Below are 3,439 nucleotides of genomic sequence, written 5' to 3' on the forward strand. Positions count from 1 at the left end.
CCCCCGCCCTGCGCATCATGAACTCGACAGCAGGACTCATGTTCATCGGCGTGAGTCGCGTGCGAGGATGTGTGGAGGGCCAGACGCGCACGACCTCGTCGGCGAAGCCCTGACCGACTTCGAGGACACCTGCGAAGTCCAACTCGACGTCCGAGAATCGATCGAGCCCCTCGAGCAGACGCTTCGCCTCGCTCCGCGAGATGAAGTGGTCCCCGGTCTGAGCGAGCCTCACCGACGGACGCGAGCGGGCGAACTCGAATTCCTCATCCGCGAATTCCCAGAACAGGTCGCGCATCGGGCGGACGCCCGCAAGTGGGACGCTGAACCGCACGACGGTACCAGCAACCACCGAAGACTCACCCACCGCTTGGTCCCCCCGCTCGTTGTCCACGATCCATGAGATCCCGTTGGCCTCGATCCGGAAGAGACGCACTGCGCGAGAGGTGAAGAAGATGCCCTGCCCCGTGTGATGCGCGGGATCGGTGGTGCGCTTGCCCTTCGACAGTTCGAGGACAGAGGATTCGGCATCGGGCAGCTGCAGGTGGACACGCAGGTGCTCGAAGACGCCGATCCCATCGTCACGCACCTCGATCTCCACCACGTCGTCCCGCTGACGCGCGACGACCTCCGCGACAGAGCCGCCGGAGTGATCGACGGCGTTGTTCACCATCTCCGTGAGCGCGTACCCGATCACTCCGCGCGCCGCCTCCTCGACGGAGGGCGGCAGGACCGCCATGACGTCACGCCACACGACGTGTTCTTCAAGCCCCGCGAGTGGTGATCGCGCCGAGTAGAGCGTGGTCCCGGCGCCTGAGGCGAGAGGCGGCAGCGCGACCACGTGGCGTCGATACGCAGCGTCGACCTCGGCAGGGTCATACCGGCGGTGCCCGCCCGTCGTGCGAACACTGGGGAGGAGTCCGGCGTCGGTGAGCTTGCGCACCCATGACACCGACACGCCGAGGCGCGACGCGATGACGCCGATCGACACGAGGCGATGTTCAGAATCTACACTCATGGTGTGGATTCTAATGGCCATCGGGGGAGAAATCTACACTTGAGTGTAGATTCTGTGCCGCAGCAGGGATCAGAAACCTACACTCCGGTGTAGATTCGGGCATGTATCTCCCCGCCGCTCAGCCCTCGCGCCACAGCCGGTCGAACTCGGCGACGACGCGCTCGCACACCGGGCCGCCACGGCCGCGCACCGCCACCGCGCCGCCGAACGCGTTGGTGAGCAGCGCCTCGTCGGCGGCCTCGAACCGCTCCCAAGGCATCGGCTCGACTTCCGCTCGCAGGCCCGCCGCTCCCGCGCGCTCGAGCAGCCACGCGCGCGCGACGCCCGCGATCGCGGGGGGCGCCGGCGGCGTCACGAGCACGCCACCTTCGACCGTCCAGACGGTCGCCGTGCCGCCGTCGATCACCAGGCCGTCCGGGCCGACGAGCACCGCCTGGTGGGCATCCGCCGCGTAGGCGACGCGCTGGGCGTCGTCCCAGAACGAACGGTCGAGCGGCTTGGCGGCGCCGGGCGGCAGCTCGGGCGCTCCGTCGACATCCACGCGCACGCACACCGGACCGCCGACCACGTCGAGCGACGACAGCTCCCGAGAGACGCTCGCTGCGGCCTCGCCGTCCGTGCCCACCGAGAGCGAGAGGCGCACGCGCTGCCCGGGCCGGGCGTCCTCGTACTCGCCGGCGAGCGGGAAGGCGGTGAGTTCGGCGCAGATGAGCATCGACTCGGAACAGCCGCCGGCCTCGAGCCGCGCGCGGTGCCATCGCCACAGCGGGATCCCGCCCTCAACGACGCGGCAGGTCTCGCGCAGGGAGACGGGCGGGCCACCGGTATCGCCGAGCAAGTCGATCATGAGATGCGGACGCGTCGCCCCTCGACGCTGACGCGCCCCTCGGCCAGCCACTGCAGCGCGCGCGGGTAGAGTCGGTACTCGGCCTCGTGGATGCGCGCCTCCACGGACTCGATCGTGTCGTCCTCGCGGATCTCCACGGCCTCCTGGGCGATGACCGGGCCGGCGTCGAAGCGCTCGTCGGCGAAGTGGACCGTCACGCCGGTGACCTTCACGCCGTACTCCCACGCGTCGTGCAGCCCCGACGCGCCCGGGAACGAGGGCAGCAGCGCCGGGTGGATGTTGAGCACGCGCATCGGATACTCGGCGAGTACTTCACGGCCGAGCAGCCGCATGTAGCCGGCCATCACGACGTAGTCGACCTCGTGAGCCTTGAGCACGTCACGGATGGTGAGGTTGTACTCGGCCATGGTGGTGTAGGCGGTGCGGTCGACGAACACCGCGTCGATGTGCGCCTTGCGCGCGCGCTCGAGCCCGTACGCCGCCTCCTTGTTCGAGATGACGACGACGACCTCGGCGGCGAGCGAACCCGCCGAACACGCATCCATGATGGCCTGCAGGTTCGTGCCGGAGCCCGAGATGAGAACACCGAGGCGCAGCTTCCTGTCAGACATACCTCACCACCCCGCTCCCGGGCTCGATCTGCCCGATCTCGTACACCGTCTCGCCGGCACCGCGCAGGCGCGCGGCCGCGTCGGGCGCGGCCTTGGCGTCGAGCACGAGCGCGAGCCCGATGCCCATGTTGAACGTCCGGTACGCCTCTTCGTCCGGCAGCCCTGCGGCTTCCACGGCCAGCGCGATGACGCGTGGCGCCTTCCACGAGCCGCGCGCGACGACCGCGTCCGCGTCGTCGGGCAGGCAGCGGTCGAGGTTCTCCGTGATACCACCGCCCGTGATGTGCGCCATGCCCTTCACCGGCACACCCGCGCGCAGCAGGTCGAGCACGGCCTTCACGTAGATGCGCGTGGGCGCGAGCAGCGCCTCGCCGAGCGACGCTCCGCCGAGGTCCACACGCGGCAGGACGAGCTCGTCCTCGCGGTCCTCCACGAGCACGCGGCGCACGAGCGAGAAGCCGTTGCTGTGCAGTCCGCTGCTGCTGAGGCCGAGGATGACGTCGCCTGTCGCGATCGCCTCACCGGTGATCATGGCGGGCCGGTCGACGACGCCCACGCAGAAGCCGGACAGGTCGTAGTCGTCCGGGTCCATGACCCCCGGGTGCTCGGCCATCTCGCCGCCGACGAGCGCACAGCCGGCTTGGCGGCAGCCCTCGGCCACGCCGTCGACGATAGCCGCGACGCGCTCGGAGTCGAGCTGCCCCACGGCGACGTAGTCCAGGAAGAACAGCGGCTCGGCGCCGGAGACCAGGATGTCGTTCGCGCACATGGCGACGAGGTCGATGCCCACGGTGTCGTGCCGATCGAGCAGCTTCGCGAGCTCGATCTTGGTGCCGACGCCGTCCGTGCCCGAGACGAGCACCGGATCCGCCATGCCCTTGAACGCGGCCGCGGAGAACAGCCCGCCGAACACCCCGATGTCGCCGATGACCTCGGGGCGCCGCGTGGACCGCACCGCCTCGCGGA

General features: G+C 69.7%; 4 protein-coding genes. All 4 read right to left on the reverse strand.

Going from position 1 to position 3,439, the window contains the following annotated elements:
- Positions 1-1,036: DUF4325 domain-containing protein (locus FDZ70_08040; protein ID TLM72991.1), on the reverse strand; the 1,036-nt coding region annotated here is incomplete at its 3' end.
- A gap of 97 nt (positions 1,037-1,133) precedes the next feature.
- Complete coding sequence (locus FDZ70_08045) at positions 1,134-1,862, reverse strand: hypothetical protein (protein TLM72992.1); 729 nt, start codon at positions 1,860-1,862, stop codon at positions 1,134-1,136.
- On the reverse strand, positions 1,859-2,473 hold the full coding sequence (locus tag FDZ70_08050; GenBank protein TLM72993.1) for a phosphoribosylglycinamide formyltransferase: 615 nt from the start codon (positions 2,471-2,473) through the stop codon (positions 1,859-1,861). The genes FDZ70_08045 and FDZ70_08050 overlap by 4 nt, the downstream gene beginning before the upstream one ends.
- Positions 2,466-3,439: phosphoribosylformylglycinamidine cyclo-ligase (locus tag FDZ70_08055; GenBank protein ID TLM72994.1), on the reverse strand; the 974-nt coding region annotated here is incomplete at its 5' end. The genes FDZ70_08055 and FDZ70_08050, both read right to left, overlap by 8 nt.

The sequence above is a fragment of the Actinomycetota bacterium genome (genome assembly GCA_005774595.1).
Lineage (GTDB): Bacteria > Actinomycetota > Coriobacteriia > Anaerosomatales > D1FN1-002 > D1FN1-002.